General features: G+C 54.6%; 20 protein-coding genes. 4 read left to right on the forward strand and 16 right to left on the reverse strand.

What is annotated here, in order from left to right:
* Positions 1-272: 272 nt before the first annotated feature.
* On the reverse strand, positions 273-4,163 hold the full coding sequence (gene purL / locus DFO57_RS19035) for a phosphoribosylformylglycinamidine synthase (protein WP_110015596.1): 3,891 nt from the start codon (positions 4,161-4,163) through the stop codon (positions 273-275).
* A gap of 267 nt (positions 4,164-4,430) precedes the next feature.
* Here purL and mltF point away from each other — a divergent pair, with 267 nt between their 5' ends.
* The gene (gene mltF, locus DFO57_RS19040; RefSeq protein WP_014605261.1) at positions 4,431-5,888 is read left to right on the forward strand and encodes a membrane-bound lytic murein transglycosylase MltF; all 1,458 of its coding nucleotides are present in this window, start codon (positions 4,431-4,433) and stop codon (positions 5,886-5,888) included.
* On the opposite strand, the gene tadA is transcribed toward mltF, so the two are convergent.
* Both tadA and yfhb read right to left on the reverse strand, forming a co-directional pair.
* A complete protein-coding gene (gene tadA, locus DFO57_RS19045; RefSeq protein WP_014605260.1) occupies positions 5,885-6,379 on the reverse strand; it encodes a tRNA adenosine(34) deaminase TadA in 495 nt (164 codons plus the stop codon). The genes mltF and tadA overlap by 4 nt on opposite strands.
* 73 nt (positions 6,380-6,452) lie before the next feature.
* Positions 6,453-7,091, reverse strand: coding sequence for a phosphatidylglycerophosphatase C (yfhb, locus tag DFO57_RS19050; RefSeq protein ID WP_013026761.1), 639 nt, complete (start codon positions 7,089-7,091; stop codon positions 6,453-6,455).
* A gap of 155 nt (positions 7,092-7,246) precedes the next feature.
* Here yfhb and DFO57_RS19055 point away from each other — a divergent pair, with 155 nt between their 5' ends.
* Complete coding sequence (locus DFO57_RS19055) at positions 7,247-8,086, forward strand: MurR/RpiR family transcriptional regulator (RefSeq protein WP_072138963.1); 840 nt, start codon at positions 7,247-7,249, stop codon at positions 8,084-8,086.
* Between the two features lie 102 nt (positions 8,087-8,188).
* On the opposite strand, the gene DFO57_RS19060 is transcribed toward DFO57_RS19055, so the two are convergent.
* On the reverse strand, positions 8,189-8,566 hold the full coding sequence (locus tag DFO57_RS19060) for a hypothetical protein (RefSeq protein ID WP_014605259.1): 378 nt from the start codon (positions 8,564-8,566) through the stop codon (positions 8,189-8,191).
* A 524-nt stretch (positions 8,567-9,090) separates the two neighbouring features.
* On the opposite strand from DFO57_RS19060, the gene DFO57_RS19065 reads away from it, so the two are divergent.
* Positions 9,091-9,339, forward strand: a complete 249-nt coding sequence (locus DFO57_RS19065; RefSeq protein WP_110015597.1) for a YfhL family 4Fe-4S dicluster ferredoxin — start codon at positions 9,091-9,093, stop codon at positions 9,337-9,339.
* Here the strand turns inward: DFO57_RS19065 and acpS are convergent.
* The 11 genes from acpS to rpoE all read right to left on the reverse strand — a co-directional run bounded on the left by acpS (position 9,336) and on the right by rpoE (position 18,696).
* A complete protein-coding gene (acpS, locus tag DFO57_RS19070) occupies positions 9,336-9,716 on the reverse strand; it encodes a holo-ACP synthase (RefSeq protein WP_006120525.1) in 381 nt (126 codons plus the stop codon). The genes DFO57_RS19065 and acpS overlap by 4 nt on opposite strands.
* A complete protein-coding gene (gene pdxJ, locus DFO57_RS19075; RefSeq protein ID WP_014605257.1) occupies positions 9,716-10,447 on the reverse strand; it encodes a pyridoxine 5'-phosphate synthase in 732 nt (243 codons plus the stop codon). Before pdxJ ends, acpS begins: the two co-directional genes overlap by 1 nt.
* 66 nt (positions 10,448-10,513) lie before the next feature.
* Positions 10,514-11,251: a DNA repair protein RecO gene (recO, locus tag DFO57_RS19080; RefSeq protein ID WP_013026765.1), complete on the reverse strand. Its 738-nt coding sequence runs from the start codon at positions 11,249-11,251 to the stop codon at positions 10,514-10,516.
* Between the two features lie 4 nt (positions 11,252-11,255).
* Positions 11,256-12,161 (reverse strand): GTPase Era, encoded by a 906-nt coding sequence (gene era, locus DFO57_RS19085; RefSeq protein ID WP_013026766.1) that lies wholly within the window; start codon positions 12,159-12,161, stop codon positions 11,256-11,258.
* Positions 12,162-12,205: 44 nt separating this feature from the next.
* A complete protein-coding gene (rnc, locus tag DFO57_RS19090; RefSeq protein WP_014594336.1) occupies positions 12,206-12,886 on the reverse strand; it encodes a ribonuclease III in 681 nt (226 codons plus the stop codon).
* 131 nt (positions 12,887-13,017) lie between these two features.
* A complete protein-coding gene (lepB, locus tag DFO57_RS19095) occupies positions 13,018-13,992 on the reverse strand; it encodes a signal peptidase I (protein ID WP_014594337.1) in 975 nt (324 codons plus the stop codon).
* 9 nt (positions 13,993-14,001) lie between these two features.
* Complete coding sequence (gene lepA, locus DFO57_RS19100) at positions 14,002-15,801, reverse strand: translation elongation factor 4 (protein ID WP_072137081.1); 1,800 nt, start codon at positions 15,799-15,801, stop codon at positions 14,002-14,004.
* Positions 15,802-16,020: 219 nt separating this feature from the next.
* Positions 16,021-16,485 (reverse strand): SoxR-reducing system protein RseC, encoded by a 465-nt coding sequence (gene rseC / locus DFO57_RS19105; protein ID WP_013026770.1) that lies wholly within the window; start codon positions 16,483-16,485, stop codon positions 16,021-16,023.
* Positions 16,482-17,438, reverse strand: a complete 957-nt coding sequence (rseB, locus tag DFO57_RS19110) for a sigma-E factor regulatory protein RseB (RefSeq protein WP_013026771.1) — start codon at positions 17,436-17,438, stop codon at positions 16,482-16,484. Before rseB ends, rseC begins: the two co-directional genes overlap by 4 nt.
* The gene (gene rseA / locus DFO57_RS19115) at positions 17,438-18,091 is read right to left on the reverse strand and encodes an anti-sigma-E factor RseA (protein ID WP_014594339.1); all 654 of its coding nucleotides are present in this window, start codon (positions 18,089-18,091) and stop codon (positions 17,438-17,440) included. Before rseA ends, rseB begins: the two co-directional genes overlap by 1 nt.
* A 26-nt stretch (positions 18,092-18,117) precedes the next feature.
* Complete coding sequence (gene rpoE, locus DFO57_RS19120) at positions 18,118-18,696, reverse strand: RNA polymerase sigma factor RpoE (RefSeq protein ID WP_006120509.1); 579 nt, start codon at positions 18,694-18,696, stop codon at positions 18,118-18,120.
* Between the two features lie 371 nt (positions 18,697-19,067).
* On the opposite strand from rpoE, the gene nadB reads away from it, so the two are divergent.
* Positions 19,068-20,729 (forward strand): L-aspartate oxidase, encoded by a 1,662-nt coding sequence (gene nadB, locus DFO57_RS19125; RefSeq protein WP_019106769.1) that lies wholly within the window; start codon positions 19,068-19,070, stop codon positions 20,727-20,729.
* On the opposite strand, the gene DFO57_RS19130 is transcribed toward nadB, so the two are convergent.
* The gene (locus DFO57_RS19130; protein WP_110015598.1) at positions 20,711-21,463 is read right to left on the reverse strand and encodes a tRNA1(Val) (adenine(37)-N6)-methyltransferase; all 753 of its coding nucleotides are present in this window, start codon (positions 21,461-21,463) and stop codon (positions 20,711-20,713) included. The genes nadB and DFO57_RS19130 overlap by 19 nt on opposite strands.
* Positions 21,464-21,513 lie beyond the last annotated feature (50 nt).

Here is a 21,513-nt window from a genome sequence, read left to right on the forward strand (position 1 = left end):
ATAGCAAGGTTCATGCCAGTTTTTAAAATACCTTTGTAATCAATATTTTGAAAAAACCATTCAGCTGACTTCGCTCATTTCAGACTGTCTGGTCCGCTAAAAGTGTCGCCAGATACCAACACAATTTTGCCTTTCCCTTTCAACCTATAAAAATCATAAAGATAGATGTCACCAATCGGCGACAACAAAAGGTGACGTATGTCTCCTTTTGCCAACAAGTGGGAAATAAAAAAAGGGAGGCACTCAGGCCTCCCGGTCTTTTTTCGCCGTTCTTAACCCAATTGTTTCCGTGCATTGCGGAAAATGCGCATCCAGGGGCTGTCTTCGCCCCATTCAGCCGGGTGCCATGAGTTGCTGACCGTGCGGAACACACGCTCTGGATGCGGCATCATAATTGTGACGCGTCCACTTTCATTGGTCACCGCAGTAATACCGTTTGGCGAGCCATTCGGGTTTGCCGGATAGGCTTCCGTCACCTTGCCTGTGTTATCGACATAACGCAGCGCCACCAGCCCTTTCGATTCCAGTGCGGCAAGGTGCGCGCCATCACGCACCTCCACGAAGCCCTCGCCGTGCGATACGGCGATCGGCATACGGGAACCGGCCATGCCATCCAACAGTAACGACGGGCTGGCAGCCACTTCAACCAGGCTGAAGCGTGCTTCAAAACGTTCAGACTGGTTACGGACAAAGCGCGGCCACAGCTCACTACCCGGAATCAATTCACGCAGGTTAGACATCATCTGGCAGCCGTTACACACGCCCAGTGCCAGCGTTTGTGGGCGATGGAAGAACGACTCGAACTGATCGCGTACGCGCGGGTTAAACAGAATGGATTTCGCCCAACCTTCACCCGCGCCCAATACGTCACCGTAGGAGAAACCGCCACAGGCCACCAGCGCCTGGAAAGGTTCCAGATCGATCCGGCCCGCCAGCAGGTCACTCATATGCACGTCAACCGCCGTAAACCCTGCCCGATCAAAGGCGGCCGCCATTTCCACATGCGAGTTAACGCCCTGCTCGCGCAGCACGGCAACGCGTGGACGCGCGCCCGTCGCAATCATCGGTGCCGCAACGTCTTCGTCTGGCTTAAAGGTCAGGCTAACGTTCAGTCCGGGATCGGCGTCATCCTGCTTTGCCTGATGTTCCTGATCGGCACAGGTCGGGTTATCACGCAGACGCTGCATCTGCCAGGTGGTTTCTGCCCACCATGTCCGCAAGGTGGTTCGGCTTTCGCTGTAAACCGCGCTGTCGCCTGAGCGAATCACAAAGCGATCGCCCGACTGTGCGCTGCCCAGCACATGGCTGCAGTGCGCCAGGCCATGTTCAGCAAGAATCTGCTCCACGGCTTCGCGATCCGCCGCGTTGATTTGAATCACCGCCCCCAGCTCTTCGGTGAACAGCGCAGCCAGTGCATCGCTGCCCAGCGCCGCGATATCGACCTCAATACCACAGTGACCGGTGAAAGCCATTTCCGCCAGGGTAACCAGCAGGCCGCCGTCTGAGCGATCATGGTAAGCCAGCAGTTTTTGCTGGCTGACCAGGGCCTGAATGGCATTAAAGAAGCCAGCCAGCTGCGTTGCATCACGGACATCAGCAGGCTTGTCGCCCAGTTGACGATAAACCTGAGCCAGCGCCGTCGCGCCTAAGGTGTTAGCGCCGTTGCCAAGGTCGATTAACAGCAGCAGGTTGTCCCGATCGGCGACCAGCTGTGGCGTCACATTGCGACGTACGTCTTCGACCCTTGCAAAAGCCGTGATCACCAGCGACAGCGGCGAGGTCATTTCGCGCTGTTCGGTGCCTTCCTGCCAGCGGGTTTTCATCGACATAGAGTCTTTACCCACCGGAATGGTGATCCCGAGCGCCGGACACAGTTCCTCACCGACGGCTTTTACAGCGTCATACAGGCCCGCATCTTCCCCCGGATGGCCTGCTGCAGACATCCAGTTAGCCGAGAGTTTCACGCGCTTCAGCGAACCGACCGGCGTCGCCGCCAGGTTAGTCAGCGCTTCACCCACGGCCAGACGGGCCGAGGCGGCGAAGTCCAGCAGTGCGACAGGCGCACGCTCGCCCAGCGCGAAGGCTTCGCCATGGTAGCTGTCGAGACTGGCCGTCGTAACGGCGCAGTTAGCAACAGGGATCTGCCAGGGGCCCACCATCTGATCGCGCGCCACCATGCCGGTTACGCTGCGATCGCCGATGGTGATCAGGAAGGTTTTTTCCGCTACGGTTGGCAAGTGCAGCACGCGATTTACCGCGTCCGTCAGCGTAATGCCCTCGCGCTGCAAGGCATCGCCCTTCGCCTGCAGTTTCACCACATCGCGCGTCATTTTCGGGGTTTTGCCCAGCAGGACGTCCAGCGGCATATCAATCGGGCTGTTATCAAAGTGGCTGTCGTTCAGGGTCAGGTGCTGCTCTTCGGTGGCTTCACCAATCACCGCATACGGCGCACGTTCGCGCTGACAAATGGCAGCAAACTCGGCCAGCTTTTCAGGGGCAACGGCCATCACATAGCGCTCTTGTGATTCGTTACACCAGACTTCAAGCGGGCTCATTCCCGGTTCATCACTCAGGATGTCGCGCAGGTTGAAGCGACCGCCGCGTCCACCGTCGCTGACCAGTTCCGGCATGGCGTTGGACAGGCCGCCCGCGCCCACATCGTGGATAAACAGAATCGGGTTGTCATCGCCCCGTTGCCAGCAACGGTCAATCACTTCCTGGCAGCGACGCTCCATTTCAGGGTTGTCACGCTGCACCGATGCAAAGTCGAGATCCGCATCGGACTGGCCTGATGCCATGGATGATGCCGCACCACCGCCCAGGCCGATATTCATCGCCGGCCCGCCCAGCACGACCAGTTTGGCCCCGACGGTGATTTCACCTTTCTGAACGTGGTCCGCACGAATGTTTCCGATGCCGCCAGCCAGCATAATGGGCTTGTGGTAGCCGCGCAGTTCAGTCCCGTTGTGGCTGTTAACCTGCTCTTCATAGGTCCGGAAGTAGCCGTTTAAGGCCGGACGACCAAATTCGTTGTTAAAGGCTGCGCCGCCCAGTGGGCCTTCGGTCATAATATCCAGCGCGCTGACGATGCGCGCTGGCTTGCCAAAATCCTCCTCCCAGGGCTGTTCGAAGCCGGGGATGCGCAGGTTCGACACCGAGAACCCGACCAGGCCCGCTTTCGGCTTGGCACCGCGCCCCGTGGCGCCTTCATCACGAATTTCACCGCCGGAGCCGGTTGCCGCGCCAGGCCAGGGCGAAATCGCGGTTGGGTGGTTGTGCGTTTCAACCTTCATCAGAATGTGCGCGGCTTCCTGGTGATAGGCGTACTCACCCTTTTCTGCGTCCGCGAAGAAGCGACCGACCTCCGAGCCTTCCATTACCGCCGCGTTATCTTTATAGGCTGACAGAACATAATCCGGCGTTTGCTCGAAGGTGTTCTTAATCATTTTAAACAGTGATTTAGGCTGTTTTTCGCCGTCGATGATCCAGTCAGCGTTAAAGATTTTGTGGCGACAGTGCTCAGAGTTCGCCTGGGCAAACATATAAAGTTCAATGTCGTTCGGATTGCGTCCCAGCCGGGTAAAGGCCGCCAGCAGGTAGTCAATTTCGTCGTCGGCCAGCGCCAGGCCGAGCGTCATATTGGCCTGAACCAGCGCCTGACGGCCCTCACCCAGCACATCAACGCTTTTGACCGGCTGAGGTTCATGGTGAGCAAACAGCTGCTCAGCCTCGCTGAAATCGCTGTAAACCGTTTCCATCATGCGGTCGTGCAGCAGTGCGGAGAGCGTTTGCCATTGGCTTTCAGAAAGCTGAGGTGCCTGGACATAAAAGGCCATGCCTCGTTCCAGACGACGCACCTGCGACAGATCGCAGTTATGAGCAATGTCTGTGGCTTTTGATGACCACGGCGATATCGTACCAGGACGTGGCGTGACCAGAATTAAACGCCCTTGTGGCGCATGTTCAGCGAGAGAAGGACCGTACTTGAGCAGGCGCTGCAGACGGGATTTTTCATCCTCACTCAGCGGCGCGCTGACATCGGCAAAATGGACGTACTCAGCGTAAATATCACTCACCGGCAGATGAGCGTCCTGAAAGCGGGCCAGCAATTTGTTTACACGAAATGCCGACAGGGCGGGCGAACCACGCAGAATTTCCATCATAAGATCTCTCGTCTTCGAAGCGCCGGGCGACGCTTCATTGGGCGCAACAGGGGAAAACGGGGCGTATTATAAAGAAACCCACTCCGCGACGAAACCGTTTGCGCAAAATTTATGGCCATCAAGATTTGCCTGAAATTTGCGCAAAAATTGCTTTATAAGTTGCTCTGCCGGTGTTTGTTGCGCAAAATGCCCCTCGCTCTGGGAGTTAAAACAAGATCAATACTGCCTTAAAAGACAGAGGCCTTGGAGCCATCGAGAGATAACTATTTGAAACGCCTAAAATTTAATTATCTGGTTATCGGTCTGCTTACCGTGCTGCTGGCTCTGGCACTGTGGCCGTCTATTCCCTGGTACGGGGGAGGACAAGATACGATTTCACAGATTAAATCACGGGGAGTGCTACGCGTCAGTACCGTAAACTCGCCGTTGACTTACTACACCGTGAATAAAGCACCGGCCGGGATGGACTACGAGCTGGCGAAGCGTTTTGCCGATTATCTGGGCGTTAAGCTTGATATAACGGTGCGCGCCAACCTCAGCGATCTGTTCGATGCCCTCGACGACGGCAAAGCGGATCTGCTGGCGGCAGGTCTGATTTATAACGATGAGCGTTTGTCGCGTTATCAGATCGGCCCGGGCTACTACAGCGTTTCACAGCAGCTGGTCTATCGCGTGGACAAACCGCGGCCAAAAAACCTGGGTGACTTAAAGGGGCGACTGGTTGTTGCCTCTGGATCGGCTTATCTGTCGACGCTTAAAAACGCCCGGGCGAATCACTATCCCGATCTCGACTGGGCCATTTCGACCGATCAAAGTCCGAAAGCCCTGCTGGAAGCCGTGGCGGAAGGCAAGCTGGATTATACGATTGGCGATTCCGTGACGATTGCCCTGCTTCAGCGCATTCATCCCCAACTGGCTGTGGCTTTCGACGTCACCGATGAAGAACCGGTAACGTGGTATTTACCGCACGAAAGCGATGACAGCCTGAACGCCGCCATGCTGGATTTCTTTAACAGCATGGGAGAAGAAGGGGCGATGGCAAGACTTGAAGAGAAATATCTCGGTCACGTCGGCACCTTCGACTACGTGGATACCCGCACCTTCCTGCGCTCTATTGACAACGTGCTGCCCGATATAAAACCCCTGTTTGAAAAGTACGCCAAAAATATCGACTGGCGGCTGCTGGCGGCGATCTCCTATCAGGAGTCGCACTGGAATCCGCAGGCGACGTCGCCTACCGGCGTCCGCGGCATGATGATGTTAACGCGGAATACCGCTGACAGCGTTGACGTAGGTGACCGTACCGATCCTGAGCAGAGCATCCGTGGCGGCAGCGAGTATCTGCAAAACATGATGGAAAAGGTGCCACAAACGATTCCGGAAGATGAGCGTATCTGGTTTGCCCTGGCGGCCTATAACATGGGCTATGCGCATATGCTGGATGTGCGTAAGCTCACGGCTAAACAGGGTGGAAATCCCGACAGCTGGGCAGATGTCAAACTGCGGCTCCCCATGTTGAGCCAGAAGCGCTACTACTCACAAACCACCTATGGCTATGCACGCGGGCAGGAAGCCTATAATTACGTGGAGAATATCCGCAAATATGAAATTAGCCTGGTGGGTTATTTGCAGGAGCAGGAAAAACGCATTGCCCAACAGGCGGCCCTGGAGGCAGAGCTGGGCAAAGGTTATCCTGCCGTCACGCCTGAGGTGGCAATGAATTAACTTTCGCGCTGCGCCTGACGCAGCGCTTTTTGTTGCTGGCGGCGCATGCGGAAAAAGTCGCTCAGCATTGCCGCGCACTCCTCTTCCAGCACTCCCTGATGCAGCGCCACCTGATGATTCATTCCCGGATGTCCCAGAATATCAATCAGTGAGCCGGCTGCGCCGGTTTTTACATCGTGCGCGCCATAAACCAGACGGCCAATGCGACTGTGCACCATCGCGCCCGCACACATAATGCAGGGCTCCAGCGTGACGTAAAGCGTGGTATTGAGCAGGCGATAATTCTCCAGCACTTTCCCGCCCTGACGTAAGGCCATGATCTCCGCATGGGCGGTGGGATCGTGCTGCCCGATAGGCCGGTTCCAGCCCTCGCCTATCACCCGATCGCCCTGAACCAGCACCGCACCGACCGGCACTTCGCCCTGCTCCCATGCGCGCTGCGCCAGCGTAAGCGCCCGGCGCATCCAGTATTCATCTTGTTCTTGAGTCACGCAGACCACTCCCGGCAGCAAAAAAGCGGCGCATTATAACCATCGAATCCGTAAAACCGAAGCGTGACAGCGGTTATTCCAGCTGTTGTAATTCGCCACCCGGGGTGACGCGCCAGCGGTGCTGGCAGAAGAACAGCAGCGGGTTATCCTGTTTGCTGTCGCTGTAACCGCTATACAGCTGTAAGGGCGTGCCGATTTGCTCTTCAAGCTGCACCACTTTTTCATGGCCGAGACAGCGCATTTTCAATATGCGTCCGCCTAAACCGGGCTGCATCTGGCTGGCGATGAGCTTCACCCGCGGTAGAAATGCGGAGTCGTAATAGACCTGCTCCACCAGCGACTGCGGTGAGCCCGTAATCAGCCAGACATCGGCATCATCACTACTAAGGTATTCACTGAGTCGTTTCTGCACCACGGGAAATGCTTTAACGCGTTGTCGAAACCATTGCGCGAATTCGGCTTCCAGCCGCAGCAGTGTGGCTTCAGAGCGGCCAAAGGTGATCGACCACAGCAGCAAACTCATCGGCCAGCGCGCGGCGCGTCCCTTAAACAATAAACCCGCGCCCACAACCGGCAGCAACGGCACCACCAGCAGCAGATTAAGCGGCTTGCGGCGCAGCAGATAGCGCATGAAGGTGCCAAACATGTCCTGTTGGTGCAATGTGCCATCAAGGTCGAAAAACACCACGCGACGTTGTATATCGTTGGTCAAACAACACTCCTTTTTACCTAATTGGCATCAACAGCCTCTATTGTAGTCATCTTCGTCCAACGAGGCGATGGCTGTCATTTTTTATTCCAGTGACTACAATGCGCATAGAATCATTTATTCCATGCGGAACATCCGCTAAATCATGAGGATTGAGCATGAGTTCATTGCTGCGCATTCGCCAGCTTTATCCCTCTCTGGCGCTGAACGAGCGTCGGCTGGCGGATTTTTTACTGTCACAACCGGATCGGGCACGGCATCTGAGTTCACAAAAGCTGGCGGAAGAATCCGGGGTCAGCCAGTCGAGCGTGGTTAAATTCGCACAAAAACTGGGATACAAAGGCTTTCCGGCACTTAAGCTGGCGCTGAGTGAGTCGCTGGCGGATAAAGATGCCATCACCGTGCACAACCAGATCCTGAGCGACGATCCGCTCAAAGCCGTGGGGGAAAAATTACTCACGGAGAAGCTCTCTGCGATTCGTGCCACGCTGGATATCAACAGTGAAGAGAAATTAAACGCCATCCTGCAGTTGCTCAAGCGCGCACGCCGCATTTTGCTGGTCGGCATTGGCGCGTCCGGCCTGGTGGCAAAGGATTTTTCATGGAAGCTGATGAAAATTGGTATCAATGCGGTGGCGGAACAGGATATGCACGCGCTGCTGGCCAGTGTTCAGGCTATGTCATCTGGCGATGTGCTGCTGGCGATCTCCTACACCGGCGAACGACGTGAAATCAACCTTGCCGCTCAGGAAGCCGTTCGCGTAGGGGCGGATGTGCTGGCCTTTACCGGCTTTACGCCTAACACACTGCAGCAGTGCGCCACGCATTGCCTGTACACCGTGGCAGAAGAGCAGAGCACGCGCAGCGCCGCCATTTCATCTACCACCGCGCAGCTGGCGTTGACCGACCTGCTGTTTATGGCCCTGGTGCAGAACGATCCTGAGCGAGCATCCAGCCATATTCGTCACAGCGAAGCTCTGGTTAAGAAACTGATCTAGCCAGAAAGCTCAACGCAGATATTTTGCCGAGAACATAACGAAAGAAGCCAGCATTCGCGCTGGCTTCTCAGAGAACTTTAACTGTTAACCGGTATGAACGGATTAGCTACCGCTGGTATCTTGCGTCGAAATAGGCAGGTACTGGCTCATACCGGTGCTGGCAGAATCCACAGCAGCCTTGTTTTTAGCAACCAGATAGAAGGTGTCAGCATAAGAATGCGGAGCGTGATCTGCGGAATAAAGCGCGAATTTTACGACTTTCTTTCCACCCTCATACTTACATTCCATGTCCCAGCTAATAGTCGAGCCAGGTGTCGCTTTACATTTTCCCTTTCCATAGGTGTATTGCAGGAAATTATTCGTTTTATTTTCTGCCGACGCAACGAAATCTGGTCGAGATCCGCCCGCTGACAGGCTTCCGTAAGCGGTTGTTGCGGCAAGAACAGCTACGCCCACAATCAAAAGAATTCTTTTTTTCACCTGACACAATCCATCGATATTGTTGATGAATAGATATTATCGGAAAAATCCTAAGCCCGCATCTGTTCTTCGCATTTTCTATGACAAAATATTTCTATTGAACATTTTCCCTGCTAAATCCTTACAAATGGTGGACGGGATGACGTGAGGCACTTTTAACGCCTTCTCTCTCTTTAACCACTCAGGTTGCTGCTCAAAGAAAGCCATCATTCATCATAAAATTCAGCTCTGAACTTCATCCACAAAAAAAGAAATTTATAAACATTGAGTTATGCAATGCTGTAGCAGCATTTGTCACTTTAGCCCCTCGCCGTCATTTTTGCTTAAGGCAGAATATGATACTGTTCGCCACGTTTATCACAGCCGAATCCAGTTTGCAGGTCATTGACACAGTCTGCTAGCTTAAAAAGGCAATATTGTAAGGTATGTCGGGAAATGAAAGTGTCATGGCAGGCTGTCTCGATCGCCGTCTTTGCCAGGCAACGCATAAACGACAAAAATTATTTATCGATTAAGATACCGCGATGTCTCTACTGATTACCGAACGATGCATTAACTGCGATATGTGCGAACCTGAATGCCCGAACCAGGCGATTGCGATGGGTGAGGCAATCTATGAAATTGATGTGGGCCGCTGCACGGAGTGCGTGGGTCATTACGATCTTCCAACCTGTCAGCGCGTTTGCCCGATTGATAACACGATCGTCATTGATCCACAGCACATCGAATCACGCGATGCGCTGTGGGATAAGTTTATGCAGTTGCACGGTTAACTTTCGATGATCACCGTTGCGCAGGCATAGTGACGCTCATCTGCCAGCGTGACATGCACATGCTGCACGCCAAGACGTTGCGCCACCTCGGCGGCATGATCGAAGAAACGCAGCAGCGGTTTACCCAGCGCGTCGTTATAAACTTCGAACTGGTTAAAAGCCAGCCCGCCCCGAATGCCGGTACCAAAGGCTTTTGCCGCCGCCTCTTTAACCGCAAAACGTTTGGCCAGGAAACGAACCGGCTGACGGTGCTGTTGATATTGCTGCCACTCGGCCTCGCTCAGGACACGCCGCGCCAGACGATCGCCTGAACGTGAAATCACATCGGCAATGCGTTCTATTTCGACGATATCGCTGCCCAGTCCCAGGATAGCCATTAGCGACGCGCTTCTCGCAGCAGTGCTTTCATGGCTTTCACCGCCTCAGGCAGACCACTCATCACGGCACGTCCAATAATCGCATGACCGATATTCAGCTCATGCATTTCCGGCAGGGCGGCGATTGGCAGTACGTTGTGGTAAGTCAGCCCATGACCGGCGTTAACTTTTAACCCACGGCTGGCAGCAAAGGTGGCGGCCTGACGGATACGTGCCAGCTCAGCGTCGCGCGCTGGGCCTTCAGGCGCTTCAGCATAGGCACCGGTATGAATTTCAATATAGGGCGCGCCGCTGGTCACCGCCGCCTCGATTTGGCGGTGATCGGGATCGATAAACAGGGACACCAGAATGCCCGCTTCGCTGAGCTGTTTCACCGCGGCGTTCAGCTTCTCCTGCTGGCCCGCGACGTCCAGTCCGCCTTCGGTGGTGACTTCCTCGCGCTTTTCCGGCACCAGGCAGCAGAAATGCGGTTTGATTTCACAGGCGATAGCCAGCATCTCCTCGGTCACGGCCATTTCGAGATTCATGCGCGTTTCAATGGTATCGCGCAGGATGCGCACATCCCTGTCGGTAATGTGGCGACGATCTTCGCGCAGGTGCACGGTAATGCCGTCTGCACCCGCCTGTTCGGCGATAAACGCCGCCTGTACCGGATCGGGATAATGGGTTCCACGCGCATTGCGAACGGTAGCGATGTGGTCGATATTCACGCCTAACAGTAACTCAGCCATGACAATCCTCGGTTCATTATGGTCATTGCGTTGAGTGTACCGCGCAGAGATAAGGCCAGGCTACGGTCAGTGCTCTGTCTCGTCAGAAATAGTGGGCTTTTTTTTCGGGGTAAACTGGCGAAAAAGCTCCTGGCTTTTTAGCGGCTTACCGCCCAGGTAGGGTTTGAGGGCCATACGCGTGAAACGTTTGGCTGCGCGCAGGGTTTCTGCATCCGGGAATTCACGGGTAAACAGCGCCTGCAGTTCACGCCCGGTGAAGCTACGCTGGTTCAGCACCAGGCTGGCAATAAAGCCTTTCTCTTCACGGTAGCTGTAGGTCATGGCTTCGCTGACCGGTTCACCACTGCCCGCACAGTGCAGGAAGTCTACGCCGTAACCCAAATGCCCCAGCAGCGCCAGCTCAAAACGGCGCAGCGCAGGCTCTGGTGATCCTTCGCCTGCCGCCAGCATCTGAATGCATTGCAGGTAGTCGAAAAACAGTTCCGAGAAGGGAATGTGCTGTTCCAGTACTCGAGATAACAGCTCGTTAACGTACAGGCCGCAGTATAGCGTGATGCCACTGAGAGGTAATGCCAGGGAGACCGCTTCAGCGTTGCGCAGGGTTTTGACTTCCCCACGCCCGCTCCAACGCACCAGTAAAGGCGTGAAAGGCTGTAAGGTGCCTTTCAGTTGGGAACGCCGTGAACGCGCCCCTTTTGCCAGAACACGTACGCGGCCTTCACTTTCACTAAACAGATCAAGCAGCAGGCTGGTCTCGCTGAAAGGACGACTATGCAGCACAAAGGCGCGTTGCCAGCCTTCCATTTAATCAGAGATCGTCTGTGTAACCCAGGCTGCGCAGCGCACGTTCGTCGTCCGCCCAGCCGGATTTAACTTTGACCCACAGTTCGAGATGCACTTTCGCATCGAACATCTCTTCCATGTCTTTACGGGCTTCGATACCGATGGTTTTGATTTTGGCGCCTTTGTTGCCAATCACCATTTTCTTCTGCCCTTCTCGCTCGACCAAAATCAGACCGTTGATGTCATAACCGCCGCGCGCATTCGACACGAACTGTTCGATTTCAACCGTGACTGAGTAAGGCAGTTCAGCCCCCAGAAAACGCATCAGCTTTTCACGGATGATTTCTGAGGCCATAAAGCGCTGCGAACGATCGGTAATGTAATCTTCCGGGAAGTGATGGTCAGATTCCGGCAGATGCTTACGGGCAATGGCGGCGATGGTATCCACATTTTTACCGGTTTCTGCTGAAATCGGCACAATATCGATAAAGTTCATTTGCTGGCTCAGGAACTGCAGGTGCGGCAGCAGAATACTTTTGTCCTGAATATTGTCGACTTTATTGATCGCAAGCAGCACGGGCACTTTACCATCGCGCAGCTTGTTTAATACCATTTCGTCATCCGGCGTCCAGCGCGTGCCGTCCACCACAAAGATGATGAGTTCAACGTCACCGATAGAACTGCTGGCAGCACGGTTCATCAGGCGGTTAATCGCCCGTTTCTCTTCCATGTGCAAGCCTGGCGTATCCACATAGATCGCCTGGTAGGCGCCTTCCGTATGGATACCCATAATGCGGTGACGAGTGGTTTGCGGCTTACGCGACGTAATCGAAACCTTCTGCCCCAGTAGCTGGTTCAGTAAGGTGGATTTACCGACGTTGGGTCGGCCAACTATCGCGACAAAGCCGCTGTATGTAACGTTTTCGCTCATTCGAATCCTGAGGTTTTAGCGCCGGTTAAAGCGCCGGGATAATACTATTCCAGACCAAGTTTAATCAGCGCCTGTTCGGCGGCTGCTTGTTCGGCTTTACGGCGGCTGGAGCCTACGCCCACCACCGGTTCTGCCATGCCACTCACCTGACAGTGAATGGTGAATTCCTGATCGTGGGCTTCGCCACGTACCTGCACGACTAAGTAACTGGGTAGTGGCAGATGCCGGCCTTGCAGATACTCCTGCAGGCGCGTTTTGGGATCTTTTTGTTTGTCACCCGGACTGATTTCATCCAGGCGCGTCTGATACCAGTCGAGGATCAGTTTTTCCACCGTCTGAATATCACTGTCGAGGAAAACGCCGCCAATCAGCGCTTCGACGGTGTCCGCCAGAATGGACTCACGGCGAAAGCCCCCGCTTTTTAATTCACCGGGGCCTAAACGCAGGCATTCTCCCAAATCAAACTCGCGCGCCATCTCTGCCAGCGTATTTCCCCTGACCAGGGTTGCACGCATACGGCTCATATCCCCTTCATCCACGCGTGGAAAACGGTGATAGAGCGCGTTAGCAATCACATAGCTGAGAATGGAATCGCCTAAAAACTCAAGACGTTCGTTATGTTTACTGCTGGCGCTTCGATGGGTCAGGGCCTGCTGTAAAAGTTCAGAATGTGTAAAAGTGTAGCCCAGTTTGCGCTGAAGCTTGTTAATCAAGATGGGGTTCATGCGATTCCAGTTCTGTTTTGCGTCTGTCACTCTGCATACCAAACAGGGCTGGAGAACCAACTCATTCTGTTTGGTGTGCAGTGGCCCCCCACCTGGAGGGCCACCCTTTTCACCTGACTGTCAGGCTATGGTTAGTGGATACCACCGATACGACTGAGTCGTACGCCGGTTGGCCACTGACCTTCTTGTTTTTCGAAACTCATCCAGATGGCGACCGCTTTACCCACCAGGTTACGCTCGGGAACAAAGCCCCAGTAGCGGCTGTCGGCGCTGTTATCGCGGTTATCACCCATCATGAAATATTGCCCCTGCGGCACGACCCAGCTGGCCTGCGGCTGGCCGGGCTGCTGATAGTACATGCTCGCCTGGCTTTGTGCTTCTGTCACCAACAGGATGTCATGCGTTACATCGCCCAGGGTTTCTTTGCGCGTGGCCAGACGTAATCCCCCCCGCATGGTGTCATTCAGCGGTAGCTGATAGAAACCGTTACCCGCTTCGTTACCATCAAACCCGCTAAACGTTTGAACAAATTTGCTGGGTTCAATATTGCTATAGGTGACGGGCAGCGCTTTGCTACAGGGCTTGCCGTTATCGCAGGCCGGATTAATGGTCAGCGTTTTACTGTACGGATCGTAGGTCACCCGATCGCCAGGCAGACCGATCACGCGCTTGATGTAATCCAGGCTGGGATCCTTCGGGTATTTAAACACCGCGATATCGCCCCGTTTTGGATGCCCGGTAGGGATCAGCGTCGTTTGCGTAATGGGATCTTTAATGCCATACGCAAACTTTTCGACCAGAATAAAGTCACCAATTAGCAGGGTTGGCATCATAGAGCCGGACGGGATCTGGAATGGCTCATACACAAACGAGCGCACAAAGAACACCACGGCCAGCACCGGAAACACCGATGCGGCGGTTTCAATCCAGCCCGGCTTAGGGGCCATCTTCGCCAGCGCTTTGCTGTCGAGTGTTCCGCCCGCCTGCGCCTGCGCCGCTGCCTGCAACGCACGGCGCTTTGGTGCCCACTTAATACGATCGATCACCCAAAGAATGCCGGTAATCAACGTCGCTATCGCCAGTATCAGGGCGAACATATTAGCCATTTGAGATCCTTATTTGCTGTCTTTTCCGACATGCAGAATGGCGAGGAATGCTTCCTGCGGCAGCTCAACGTTACCGACCTGCTTCATTCGCTTCTTACCATCTTTCTGCTTCTGCAACAGCTTTTTCTTACGACTGACGTCGCCGCCGTAACACTTGGCGAGTACGTTCTTACGTAGCTGTTTAACGGTTGAGCGAGCGATAATGTGGTTGCCGATTGCCGCCTGAATCGCAATATCAAACTGCTGACGTGGGATGAGCTCTTTCATTTTCTCAACCAGATCACGTCCACGGTAAGGTGCGTTTTCACGGTGGGTAATCAGCGCCAGCGCATCAACACGTTCTGAGTTAATCAGAACGTCAACGCGCACCATGTCAGAGGCCTGAAAACGTTTAAAATTGTAGTCCAGTGAGGCATAACCCCGAGACGTTGATTTCAGACGGTCAAAGAAGTCGAGAACCACTTCCGCCATCGGAATCTCATAGGTCAGCGCCACCTGGTTGCCGTGGTAAACCATGTTGGTCTGAACGCCACGTTTCTCGATGCACAGCGTGATGACGTTGCCCAGGTATTCCTGCGGCAGCAGCATATGACACTCGGCAATCGGTTCGCGCAGCTCTTCAATATTATTAAGCGGTGGCAGCTTCGAAGGGCTGTCCACGTAGACGACTTCACCGCTTGTGGTTTCCACTTCGTACACCACCGTCGGCGCGGTCGTAATCAGATCCAGATCGTATTCGCGTTCCAGACGTTCCTGAATGATCTCCATGTGCAGCAGCCCAAGGAAGCCACAGCGGAAACCAAAGCCCAGCGCCGTTGAGCTTTCTGGCTCGTAGAACAGCGAGGCATCGTTCAGGCTCAGCTTGCCCAGCGCATCACGGAACGCTTCGTAATCATCAGAACTGATGGGGAATAGACCGGCATAAACCTGCGGCTTCACTTTTTTAAAGCCGGGTAAGGCTTTATCCGCAGGGTTGCGTGCCGTGGTCAGCGTATCGCCCACGGGTGCGCCAAGAATGTCTTTAATGGCGCACACCAGCCAGCCGACTTCACCGCAGTTCAGCTCGGTACGGTCAACCTGCTTCGGCGTGAAGATACCCAGACGGTCAGCATTGTAGACCTGCCCGGTGCTCAGCACCTTGATTTTGTCGCCTTTGCGCATAGTGCCGTTTTTCACGCGCACCAGCGATACAACGCCGAGGTAGTTATCGAACCAGGAGTCAATAATCAGCGCCTGCAAAGGGGCATCCGGATCGCCCCCTGGTGCCGGGATATCGCGAACTAAACGCTCCAGCACTTCAGGTACGCCCACGCCAGTTTTGGCTGAGCAACGCACGGCGTCGGTCGCGTCAATGCCTACGATGTCTTCGATTTCCTGCGCGGCACGATCGGGATCGGCGGCTGGCAAATCGATCTTATTCAGCACCGGCACTACTTCCAGATCCATCTCAATCGCGGTGTAGCAGTTGGCCAGGGTTTGTGCTTCAACGCCCTGTCCGGCATCAACCACCAGCAGTGCGCCTTCACAGGCGGCCAGTGAGCGGGAAACCTCATACGAGAAGTCAACGTGTCCCGGCGTGTCGATGAAATTGAGCTGGTAAGTTTCGCCGTCTTTTGCTTTGTAATCGAGCGTTACGCTCTGCGCCTTAATAGTAATGCCACGTTCACGCTCCAGGTCCATTGAGTCAAGAACCTGCGCGGCCATCTCGCGATCGGTTAATCCCCCGCAAATCTGAATTAAGCGGTCAGAGAGCGTGGATTTACCGTGGTCAATATGGGCGATGATGGAGAAATTTCTTATGTGCTTCATTTATAGGAATATCTTCACGTAGAGAATCAGTTAGAAACCTGAGCACAGACACATTCAGGAAGATCGCTCTTAACCCACAATCCTGTCAGCCTCATTAATGACGACGCATATTACACTGTTAAGGCCGCGCATAAAAGAATGGAACGTTGTGGAAGCGAAACAGTTTTTGGCGAGGCGCCATAATGACAGAAGCCGCAGCAAGTGCGGCTTGAGTGAGGATCAGGCTTCGCTTTCAACGCGCAGTGCATCCGGCGGCAAAGCGATGTTCAAAATAACGGGCTGGAATGCCTCGCGATCGCCAAATTTCATCGAAATACCTTTGGCCACGATAAAGCCCCCCACGCCGCCTAACAGCGCGCCGCAGGCCGCAGCGAGGTCGCTACCAAACAGCGCCTGAAACAGGCCGGCAAACAGGAACAGGCCAAACAGAGGCGTCATATAAACCAGCAGCGCGGAACCCAGCAGGCTGCTCTCTTTGATACCGAGTTCAACACGCTGGCCCGGCGTCAACGGCTTGCTGCTGGCGATCTGCATCACGTGCGCGTTCTTTGGCCCCAGCTTATTCAGCATATGGCTACCGCAGCCTTTACGTGCCTGACAGCTGTTGCAGGACGTTTTAGCTTCAGTGTGCAGCGTGGCGATGCCATCCTGCCATGCCACCACAGTGGCCCATTCTCTCATCATTTTTTTGCCCCGAATTCGACGCTGTCTGCGATACGTTTGGCCGTCACGGGCGGTAGTTCGCCGACGACCGTAATTTCGTTATTATCGCGTATTACGGTTTGCACCGTACGACGTCCCGTGCGCAATGTCTGTGCGGTGCTGTTTTTATCTGCCGGAGTGACATTGACCGCAAAGCTAAACAGGCCATCGCTGTAGAGCCGTGATTCAACCGATTTATTTAACGCGGGAATGGTGCGACGACTTTGCGAGACCAGCGTCATGCCGGCGGGGAGCCAGGCGGGCTGCCAGTCTAACGAAACGTTATCGGTTTTAGTTAACGACAGCGATGGCGGCAAATTCGCTTTCTCCAGCCCCTGCATCAGATTGCGAACGCCATCGTCCACCGCGAAGCTGATAACGCGAAACTGCTCCATCGTTTCACCATCCCGGTCAAGCAAATCGACCCGGAGCGGCAGCTTGGTATCCACGTCCAGCCAGACAACGTAGCTGTAGCGCGTGCCATCGCGTGAAACGATGCGCACTACGTCGCACATCTGGTCGGCAATGCGTGAACGGCCCACGGTGATAAAATCGTAGGCGGTATCCAGCTTGCCAAAGTCGGCGTAAATAATGGACGGTAGCGCATCCACAATGTGGTTGCCCGGTAGCGAGAAAGGCTCAATGCCAGGTTCAAAATAGCTGATGTCGTTGCCGCGTTGAATCACTTCACGACGCGGACCGTCCATCTGCAGCACCTGCGCATAAACGCGATCGTCGATAACCGCATGACGATAGCGCAGAGATTCCATGCCAAGGCGGGAAACGTTAATGTAGGCGAATTCGTAGTTGAGGGTCTGGCTTGCCTGCTCCATCTGCTGCAATAACGCCCCAGACGCAGAAACCTGCGCTGGGGCGGCAGATGACCACAACAGGCTGCCTGCCAGAAGGCTGACGGCATACCATAGCGGCTTCATTACTGCTGCTGCATTCCTAATGACTGATTACCAGGGACATTGGCCTGCGCTTGTTTAGGCGCATTGGTTTCGAACTGCAGCTGATCCGCATGCAGGCGACGCTGGAGTTCATAGTCCTGCAGCATGGCATTCACGCGACGACGTTGATCCTGCACCTGCTGAGTCGCATTACCGTTGCCAAAGGCATCCGATGGCACCCCAAGGCTCACGGGAGAGGCTTTACCCATGACAGGTAAGGTGTTGAAGACCGGCGAATCAGAACTTTCGACGCTGCCGCTACCCGGTTGGTTATAGTGCTGAACGCCAACGATAACAGCCAGGGAAACACAGGCGGCGACACCAACCTGGGTAATCTGTGCCGCCCACGGGCGAGCTTTATGCCAGAACGGCATTTTTTCCCAGCGAGAAGGTTCGGGCTGTGCTTCGGGGATCAAGGTTGTGACGTTGCGCTGAGGCTCTTTTTCAATCGCAGCAGCGACGCGTGCAGCAATGTCAAAATGCAGGTGCTCGCCCACGTCACCGCGCATGGTATCGCGGATAAGATGGTAGCGTTCCCAGCTTTTTTGTAATTCTGCGTCTTTGGACAGCGCTGAAAACAGCTCACTGTCTAAAGCCTCACCATCCATTAAAGCGGAAAGTTTTTCTTTCTGCATGCCTAATACCCTTCCAGTAGCCGTTATCACTGACGTTGGATAAGCGGTTGAACTTTATTATCAATGGCCTCACGTGCACGGAAGATGCGGGACCTGACCGTGCCCACCGGGCAATCCATAATGACGGCGATCTCTTCATAGCTCAGACCGTCAAGTTCCCTGAGGGTAATTGCCATTCGCAAGTCCTCAGGAAGCGCCTCAATGGTACGAAAGACGATTTGTTTCAGTTCATCTGACAACATTAAGTTCTCAGGGTTCGAAATTTCTTTCAATGCGCCCGCACTTTCGAAGTTTTCAGCATCAATTGCATCAACATCACTGGAAGGCGGACGACGCCCCTGAGCGACCAAATAATTTTTTGCTGTATTCACTGCTATACGATACAGCCAGGTGTAAAACGCGCTATCGCCCCGGAACGAGTCCAGCGCACGATAAGCCTTAATAAATGATTCCTGAACGACATCAGGCACATCGCCTGAAGGGACATATCGTGAGACCAGGCTCGCCACTTTATGCTGGTAACGAATTACCAGTAAGTTAAACGCCTTTTGATCCCCCTTCTGAACCCGTTCAACAAGAACCTGGTCCGCTAACTGCTCGCTCATCCGAGGTAATGTCTCCCCAAATACTTTCTTATGCGTTAAGGAACTGCCAGCACACCGCTATTGAGCAAGCATGCGCTTTGAGTCATTGCGTGGCAAAAAGTTCACTCTCGGCCTCTTTTAAGCCACTTTGCGGCAAAATCACACAGTTTGTTCATTTTCGTTCAGTGTAACGCGCGCAAATCGCAGGCAGAGTAACCTATGACAACAGCTTTTTCATCTTTAAATCCTTGTAATCGATTAAGTTTGGTATAAAAAACCCGATTTAAACCTGCAAAACATTAACCTCTTGATATCACTAATGAATTAATTTTCAGACACGCATATCGCCGCGTTTGTGTTCAAAATACTTCACAAAAAACGTCCAAAAGCTTATGCTCGGTCCATTCTTGTTTAGTAAATTAAACACTATGACAACTTTCTCTTCCTCTGATTATCAGTGTGATGTCCTTATCGTCGGCAGCGGTGCAGCAGGATTGTCGCTGGCATTGCGTCTGGCAGAGCATTATCAGGTCACCGTATTAAGCAAAGCGCAGGTCAATGAAGGCTCGACGCTGTATGCGCAAGGCGGGATTGCGGCGGTTTTTGACGAAACCGACAGCATTGATTCACATGTGGAAGACACGCTGATCGCGGGGGCAGGTTTATGCGATCGGGCCGCCGTCTCCTTTGTGGCCAGCAATGCGCGGCACTGCGTGCAATGGCTGATTGATAACGGCGTGGCATTTGATACCGATCCGCAGGCTGCAGGCGAGATGCGCTATCACCTGACGCGTGAAGGCGGCCACAGCCACCGCCGTATCCTGCACAGCGCGGATGCGACGGGTCGCGAAGTGGAAACCACGCTGGTAGGCAAAGCGTTGCATCATCCCAATATCCGCATTCTCGAGCGCACCAACGCGGTGGATCTGATTCTTTCGGATAAGCTCGGCCTGCCGGGCCCGCGCCGGGTGACCGGCGCCTGGATTTGGAACCGTAATCGTGAACGGGTTGAGACCTGCCGCGCACGTGCCGTGGTGCTGGCGACGGGCGGCGCGGCCAAAGTGTATCAGTACACGACTAACCCCGATATCGCCTCCGGTGATGGCATTGCGATGGCCTGGCGGGCGGGATGTCGCGTGGCTAATCTGGAGTTTAACCAGTTTCATCCGACCTGCCTGTTTCATCCCCAGGCACAAAACTTTCTGCTCACTGAAGCACTGCGCGGCGAAGGCGCCTGGCTGGTGCGGCCGGACGGCTCGCGTTTTATGCCCGACTTCGATGCGCGCGCTGAACTGGCGCCGCGCGATATTGTCGCCCGCGCCATCGATCACGAGATGAAACGCCTTGGCGTTGACTGTATGTATCTGGATATCAGCCATCAGCCTGAAGCCTTTGTGCGTTCACACTTCCCGATGATCTACGAAAAACTGCTGACCTTTGGTTTCGATCTGACCAAAGACAGGATCCCGGTGGTGCCTGCCGCGCACTACACCTGCGGTGGCGTCATGGTCAACGCGCAGGGCCGTACGGATATCAACGGCCTGTATGCCATCGGTGAAGTCAGCTACACCGGCCTGCACGGTGCCAATCGCATGGCCTCCAACTCGCTGCTCGAATGCCTTGTATATGGCTGGTCGGCAGCAGAGGATCTGCTGCGTATTTTACCGGAGGTCGAAGCCGTTGATAACCTGCCGGCCTGGGACGACAGCCAGGTGGATGATGCCGATGAACGGGTGGTGATTCAGCATAACTGGCATGAGCTGCGGCTGTTTATGTGGGATTACGTGGGCATTGTCCGCACCACCAAACGGCTGGAGCGGGCACTGCGCCGCATTACCCTGCTGCAACAGGAGATAGACGAGTATTACCATCATTTCCGCCTGTCCAATAACCTGCTGGAGCTGCGTAACCTGGTGCAGGTGGCTGAGCTGATGGTGCGCTGTGCGCTACAGAGAAAAGAGAGCCGCGGGCTGCATTTTATCCGCGACTATCCGGATTTGCTCCCTGAGGCCCAGCCTACCGTGCTGCAACCGGGTCAGGACATAAACAAATAGAAGTCACGCGTCAGGCTTTGCCAGGCGTCTGAGTACTGTCTGTCTGCATCGCGAATAGCCAGCCGCTCAAACAGGGTTTCGCCGGGGCTGGGAGAAAAGCCCAGCAGAACCCGATGCGGGGGACGATGTGCGTACTCTGCGACATCAAAACGAAAGCGTAAGTGCCAGCCGTCAGCCTGTGCCAGCGCGATAACCTGCTGCCCTGTCGCTTCGGGTAAGACCACACAGAAAAATCCCTCTTCTTCGATCAGCGCGGCCGCACAGCGCAATAACGTCTGATGATCTAATGAACCGGTGGCACGTGCGCTGTCTCTAGCCGGGGTTGCGCAGGCCACACCGGGATCAAAGTAAGGAGGATTACTGACGATAAGCGAGTAACGCGCTTCGCAGTTTTCAGCCCACTGGGCGATATCCTGTTGATGAACCTGCATTCGCGCTCCCCACGGCGACTGCTGGATGTTTTCATGCGCCTGCTGTGCGGCGTCCGGATCTAACTCTACGGCATCCACGTCGACATTCGACGGAGTACGCTGGGCCAGCATCAGGGCTATCAGGCCCGAACCGGTGCCGATATCGAGAATCCGCTTCACCCCGGCGACCGGTGCCCATGCGCCCAGCAAAATACCATCTGTGCCGACCTTCATCGCACAGCGGTCATGTGCAACAAAAAACTGCTTGAAGGTAAAACCGTTCTTTTTTAATTGTGGCCGCGCCTGCGGCTTGTCCTGCATCATACTCAGCGACCATTCACCTTTTATCCTGCCGTACGGCAAGGCGTAAGTGT

This window comes from Pantoea sp. AG702, assembly GCF_003182295.1.
Taxonomy (GTDB): Bacteria; Pseudomonadota; Gammaproteobacteria; order Enterobacterales; family Enterobacteriaceae; genus Pantoea; species Pantoea ananatis.